The sequence below is a fragment of the Deinococcota bacterium genome, assembly GCA_030858465.1.
GTDB lineage: Bacteria > Deinococcota > Deinococci > Deinococcales > Trueperaceae > JALZLY01.
In genome coordinates this window covers 1-3,077 of record JALZLY010000140.1, presented here as the reverse complement: position 1 = coordinate 3,077, position 3,077 = coordinate 1, and the positions used below count along the sequence as shown (strand labels likewise).

Below are 3,077 nucleotides of genomic sequence, written 5' to 3'. Positions count from 1 at the left end.
CCGTGAACCACGCTACCGTCTCGCGGGGCCCGAAGCGGCTCATGGGACCGCGCAGGGCACGGCCGCCTCGAGGGTAGTGCCCGGCGAGTAGGGCCGGGTCGAAGAGGTGGTGGGTGACGTTGCAGCGGCCGCCGCCGGAGACGCGCACCTTGGCGAGAGGTTGGTGGCTCCGCTCCAGGAGGGTGACCCGCGTTCCTGGATTGGTCTCGGCGCAGGTGATGGCCGCGAAAAAGCCCGCCGCCCCACCGCCGACGATGATGGCGTGTAGAGGCTCGCTCACCCGACCATCCTACCCGCCTTTGGGGAGAAGGGCGGCCCTGGTCAAGCCGTCTCAGCCATCCCTGCGCTCGAGCCCGACCGCGTAGAGCGCGCCCTCTTCCGCGCGCAGCTCGACGCGAAAGAGCGGGTCCACCGGCGGGCCGCTCACCGCGCGACCTGCCTGAGCGGGCGCGAAGACGCCCAGGTGGCAGGGGCAGGCCAAGGAGGGCTCGCTCGAGCGGTAGTTGAAGCCCAGGGCCACCGCCTCGGTGTCGCGGCGGTAGACGACGGTGCAGCCCAGGTGGGTGCAGACGCGGCTGTAGGCGGCGTAGTGTTGCTCCCCCACGGTAAGCCCGCCGGAGACGGGCTCCGGCAGGCGGATGGCGACCGCGGGCATGCCGGCGAGGTCGAAGTCCCGGCTCGCCCACACCTCGGCAAAGTCGGTGAGGGCGGCGACGCGCTGCGCCTCGAGGGGTCGGAAGTCGGGTTCGGCCTCGGGCTCGAGCTTGAGAAAGTGAACCCGGTAGGCCTGCCAGGCGCCCACGCCCAGGGCGAGGGCGGTGCCGAGCACGGGTAGGCGCCAGAGCCAGGCGAGAAAGCGGCGGCGGCTCAGCTGTGGCTCGCTTTGCTCGTTCATGGTCCAGGCCCAGCTAGCGGCTGGTGGTGTCCTCGGGGTAGATGCGCTCGCTCACGAAGCGCGCCAGGGCGTCGAGCTCGTCGTCGCTCAACTGGCCGAAGCCGGGCATCATGCCGCGGCCGCTCGAGACGATGCGGCGCACCGCCAGCACGTCGGCGGCCGTGGGATTGCCCGCCAGTCTGGGGCCGATGCCGCCGTCCCCCAGCGCGCCGTGACAGCTCGCGCAGTTGTTCGAGAAAAGGTGCTGGCCGAGGTCGGCGCCGGCGAGATCGGTGTCGGGACTGGCTTGCGTCGCGGGGGTCTCGGGCGCGGCAGGGGTCTCAGCCGAAGTCGATGCAGGCGTTGCCGCCGGAGTCGCCGCCGTGTCCTCGCCTTGCTCCAGCGCTTCCTGGGCGTTGGCGATGAGTGAGGGCACGCGGCCCGCCCGCTCGGGGCCGCCCGCCGCTTCGACGTAGGCTTCCCAGGCGTCGATGGCCTCCTCCAGGCGCTCCTGGCTGAAGTAGGCGTTGCCGAGAAAGAGCAGGCCCTCCAAGCTGTCGGGGCTGAGCCTGCGCGAGACCTCGAGGAGCTGGATGGCGTCATCAAGGCGGCCGGCGAAAAAGAGCGCCACGCCCAGGCGGCGCACCGCCTGCGGGTTGCGCGGGTTGACCTCCTGGACGATTTGCAGATAGAGCGTGGTGGCGGGCTCGCGCTCGTCTTGGTCCCAGTGGGCGTCGGCCAGCGCGATCAGGTTCTCCTCGCTCGCCTCGTCGGCCACGGCGGCCTGCAGGGGTGCGAGGACCTGGGCACGCTCCAATCTCGCTTCCAGAGCCTCGTCGTGAACGGCGTCGGGCAGGTTGCTATAGGCTTCCCAGGCGGCCAGCGCCTCAGCGGACCTGCCCATGAGCGAGTAGACGTCGCCCAGCGTAAAGAGCGTCTCGGCGTCGCGCGGGTCGGCGGCGCGGGCGCGCTCGAGGTAGCCCAGACCCGTGTCGACGTCGCCCTCTTGCAGGGCGAAAAGGCCCAGGCGGTGGTAGGCGACGCCCGGAACGGGCTGGGTCCCGGCTTGCCCGGCGGCCTCGAGGCGGCTATAGACCTCCCTCGCCTCGGGGTAGTTTTCGGCGACCCAGTGCGCCTCGGCGAGCGCGGTCAGGTTCTCGGTGCTGGGGTTGCCGTCGGCGAGACCCTGCAGGCGGGCGATCTCGCGGCCCCGCTCGAGGCGGACGGGGTCGGCGGTGGTCACGCTGGCGTCGCTGCCGACGCGGGGCAGGACGTAGTTGCCCAAGAGCACGGTGCTGACGACCACCACGCCGAAAAGGGCCAGGGCGGTGACGGGCAGGCCGAGCGGGCGCGCGGCGGGGGTTGCCGGGGCCTGCTCGCGCCGGCGCAGGCTGTACTCGTCGAGGTTGCGCAGGACCTGGGCGGCCTTGGCCTCGTAGCGGGCGCGCAGGGCGTCGCGCCTCGCCTGCGGCAGGTCCTCGCGTGCGTCGATCTCGCGAATCGCCCGGTAGAGGGCGTCGCGCTCCTCCTCGAGGTCGAGCGCCACCGGATCGCGCTCGTCGGCAAGGGGGTCGAGCTTGCGAGTGGAGACGAAGGGCAAGACGACGAAGCCCAAGAGGAGCAGGCTGAGTGTAAAGACGATGAGCAGCGTAAGCATAGGGTTTAACTTTCTTTGCTTGCGGGCAGCGAGATTTCCTGCGAGACTTCCTGGGAGACTTCCTGGCGGACGCGCCTTAAGTAGTCGGGGTCGGCTGGGATAGGCTCTTCACCCTTTCTCGTCCAGTCGCGCAGATAGTAGAAGAGCGTGACGAGGGCGACGAGCCCGAAGAGCAGCGGCGCGAGCCAGACGATGAGGGTAATCCCCCGCCGGGGCGGGTTCATCAGGACCACGTCGCCGTAGCGCTCCACGAAGTAGCTGTAGATCTCGTCCCTGCTGCGCCCCTCTTGAAGCTGTTCGCGGACGATGCGCCGAAACTCGACGCTGACCGCCGCGTTCGAGTCCGCCGCCGTCTCCGAGTCGCAGGTCATGCAGCGCAAACCGCGGGCGATGCTGAAGACCTCCTGCTCGAGCTGGACCTCCTGGGCGCCCGCGGTCGCGAAAAGGACCAGCAGCACAAAGACAAGTAGCCTAAAGACAAGAGGCAGACGTAAGCATAAGCCTCTCCCGACCCCCGACCCCCGACCCTCGACCCCCGCCTTGACC

General features: G+C 70.1%; 4 protein-coding genes. All 4 read right to left on the bottom strand.

Annotation, left to right across the window (positions count from 1 at the left end):
* A partial coding sequence (locus M3498_06705) for an NAD(P)/FAD-dependent oxidoreductase (protein ID MDQ3458973.1) occupies positions 1-280 on the bottom strand: 280 nt, incomplete at its 3' end.
* Between the two features lie 51 nt (positions 281-331).
* The gene (locus M3498_06700; protein MDQ3458972.1) at positions 332-895 is read right to left on the bottom strand and encodes a ubiquinol-cytochrome c reductase iron-sulfur subunit; all 564 of its coding nucleotides are present in this window, start codon (positions 893-895) and stop codon (positions 332-334) included.
* A 13-nt stretch (positions 896-908) separates the two neighbouring features.
* Positions 909-2,531 (bottom strand): c-type cytochrome, encoded by a 1,623-nt coding sequence (locus M3498_06695; protein ID MDQ3458971.1) that lies wholly within the window; start codon positions 2,529-2,531, stop codon positions 909-911.
* A 5-nt stretch (positions 2,532-2,536) separates the two neighbouring features.
* Positions 2,537-2,989, bottom strand: coding sequence for a cytochrome c-type biogenesis protein CcmH (locus M3498_06690; protein MDQ3458970.1), 453 nt, complete (start codon positions 2,987-2,989; stop codon positions 2,537-2,539).
* Between the last annotated feature and the right edge of the window lie 88 nt (positions 2,990-3,077).